At 34.0% G+C, this 2885-nt stretch carries 3 protein-coding genes; 1 reads left to right on the top strand and 2 read right to left on the bottom strand.

The features are described 5' to 3' along the window. Nucleotides 1–49: 49 nt before the first annotated feature. The gene (locus CJF42_RS25425) at nucleotides 50–661 is read right to left on the bottom strand and encodes a tyrosine-type recombinase/integrase (RefSeq protein ID WP_095369287.1); all 612 of its coding nucleotides are present in this window, start codon (nucleotides 659–661) and stop codon (nucleotides 50–52) included. Between the two features lie 187 nt (nucleotides 662–848). Between CJF42_RS25425 and CJF42_RS25430 the strand changes: the two genes are divergently transcribed. Then, on the top strand, nucleotides 849–2009 hold the full coding sequence (locus CJF42_RS25430) for an esterase (RefSeq protein ID WP_252097743.1): 1161 nt from the start codon (nucleotides 849–851) through the stop codon (nucleotides 2007–2009). A gap of 85 nt (nucleotides 2010–2094) precedes the next feature. Here CJF42_RS25430 and CJF42_RS25435 read toward each other — a convergent pair. Then, the coding region (locus CJF42_RS25435) for a phage integrase (RefSeq protein WP_095369288.1) at nucleotides 2095–2885 on the bottom strand (791 nt) is incomplete at its 5' end.

Genomic DNA, 2885 nt, shown 5'->3' on the forward strand with positions numbered 1-2885 from the left:
AAACAAAGGTCTGCTTATGGCACGAGGCAGAATATCTGCCTCAGTTCATTTAAACTTCAATAGACTCTGAAATTTCCAAGGCATCATCAACTTCGATACCTAAGTACCGAACTGTACTTTCTAATTTCTTATGTCCAAGAAGCAACTGAACTACTCTTAGGTTCTTAGTTTTTTGGTAAATTAAATAAGCTTTGGTTCTTCTCATCGAATGGGTGCTGTAAAGGGAGTAATCAAGACCTAATTTTTCAATCCAGCCACGGAAAATACGATTATATTGTCTAGTGGTAATATGGTCTGATTTATGAATTCTAGATTTAAAAAGATAATCACTAGGCTTTAATTTTGCTCTGTTTATCCATAGCTGAATTGATTCTCTCGTCCCTTTAGTTATTTCAAACTGCACGGGTGTATTGGTCTTTTGTTGAATGATATGTGCTCTAGGTGAAACAGACTGACCATAAGCGACATCAGATACTTTTAATTTTACTAAATCACAGCCTCTCAGCTTACTGTCTAAAGCTAAATTAAAAAGAGCTAGATCACGAACTTTATTCTCTAGTTCAAGCCGAATTCGTATTCCCCAAATATGTGATACTTTGAGTGGCTTTCGTTGACCTATTATTTTGCCTTTGTTCCATGGTGACTTATTTAACTTATTCATACTAAACTCCCAGGTTGTTAGGAGTTTTAAGTATGGCAATCAGTTAAGAGCGAACTACGGACATTGATGCTTAGCCAAAAATGTGGGACTGTTAGCTTTTTTTTTGTGCTATAGTGAATTCGCATATATTTTACGATGAAAATGTTGAACGCAACTAACATAACAATAAGAAAAATAAGGAAATTACATGAAATACATTTTACTACTGATTTTACTCTCAATATCGATACCTTGTTTGGCTGTTGATATTGAAGCTCTAAATCCTATAGAGACGATTGAAGTAAAGCCTGAAGGATTTAAATCTTCTATAAAATACAACATTACTCTGCCTCATAAATATAACGAAAATAGTGACAAAAACTACTTTGTACTTTTTGATATGCACCCTAGAAGTCAGCCGTTTATTAGTGGTATGCATGATTGGTTGAGTCACAACGGTGAGTGGCCTTGGTTAAAAACTATAGTAATTACTCCTGCCGATTATAACTCTGAGTTTGCTACTGTATTTAAAGATTTAGTCGCCAACCCAAGTAATCAACGTATCTTAGACATTATTCAGCAAGGAATTTTGAAAAAAGTAGATGAAAAATACCGAACCAACGGATACAGAATATTCAATGGTTTTATGGGCAATGGTGCGCTTGGTCTATATACCCTTATAAATAGACCTAGTATGTTTGACGCATACCTAATAGCAAGCCCAACACTCAACAATGACTTTGCTCGTGTTTTAACTGATGCACCAACTAAACTAGGGGCACAATACGATGGCATGAAGTTTCTTTATATGGCAATTGGTAACCATAACTATGAGAAATCCCATATAGATTCATTTAAAAAATTTGAAAATTACTTAGCCAAGCAAAATAACACTAAGTTAACGTGGCACTCTAATAATAGTGAAGACCATTATTATATGTCTCGGCCTATAGTTACCCTTCTAAATGGCATTGAAGCCTTATTTGACGATATCCATCATGATTTATCTGCTGACTCAGAGATTTCACAGCGTGGCGTCGAGGCGATCATTTCATACTACGACAAGCTTTCAAAACATAAATATGGTTTTGAAATATCAGCAGAAGGCTCATTAAAGTCTCTTGCAAAATCGAAAGAGACTCAAAATCCAAATGAAGCTATTGAAATATATACTAAAGTAACTGAACTTTACCCTGATTCAGCGTATGCACACGCCTCTTTAGCTAAAGCTTTTGCTGATCAAGGAGACGTAAAAAAAGCAACTAATATTCAGTCAATTGCGTTAGAAAAATCTAAATCCATGAGTCAATGGCATCAAAATAAACACCAACAATACCTTGATGAGTTTAAAAATATGTTGAAAGACTAGACTTCTTTCAGCGACAGTTGTTGGCACAAGGCAGACAATCAGGTTTGGTTAAGATCTATAATGAAAAGTGTCAGGTTGAGTATAACTAATTTAAGTTACTTAATGGGTTTTTATCTAGTACTTCAATTAGGTAATCCGGTGCTAAATGGGCATAACGCATAGTCATTTTTATATCACCGTGACCAAGTATTTTCTGTAAACTTAATAGGTTTCCACCATTCATCATATAATGACTTGCAAATGTATGCCTCATTACATGACTTGCTTGTCCTTTAGGTAAATTAATATTGCTCGTTCTTAATCTATACATAAAAGTTTTGTAGCAACTTTCAAATAATTCACCAGATTTTTTATGTTGTGTTAATTCTTCAAATAATTCTTTTGTAATTGGAACTGCTCTAGGTTTACCGTTTTTTGTATCAGTGAATGTAATTTTTTGATTGTGCACATCATTTACTTTAAGCCCTTGAGCTTCACCCCATCTGCAACCTGTGCTTAAACATACCTTAGCAATTAATAAACTATCACCATCAAGTATTTCTAATAAATTTTTAATTTCACATGAAGTTAAAAATGAGAGTTCGGTACGCTTTTCTTTTAATTTTTTACCTTTGAAAGGGTTTTCTGTATGAATAATTTCTGATTTCTTAAGCTGCGTAAATAAACTACTTAAAACTGCAATATCGCGGTTATAAGTCGTAGCTTTTATTTTGGTTAATCGACTTGCAGCAAATTCTGCTAATAATCTATTGGTGATATCACAGACTCGTGGATCACCAAGTAATATATTAACAGCCTTAATCCTTTTAAGATCAGTATCACCTTGCTTTAATTGTGAACCATGATGCTTATACTGCGTAATAACATGACTTTGAT

The sequence above is a fragment of the Pseudoalteromonas sp. NBT06-2 genome (assembly GCF_002276045.1).
In the GTDB taxonomy this organism is placed as follows: Bacteria; Pseudomonadota; Gammaproteobacteria; order Enterobacterales; family Alteromonadaceae; genus Pseudoalteromonas.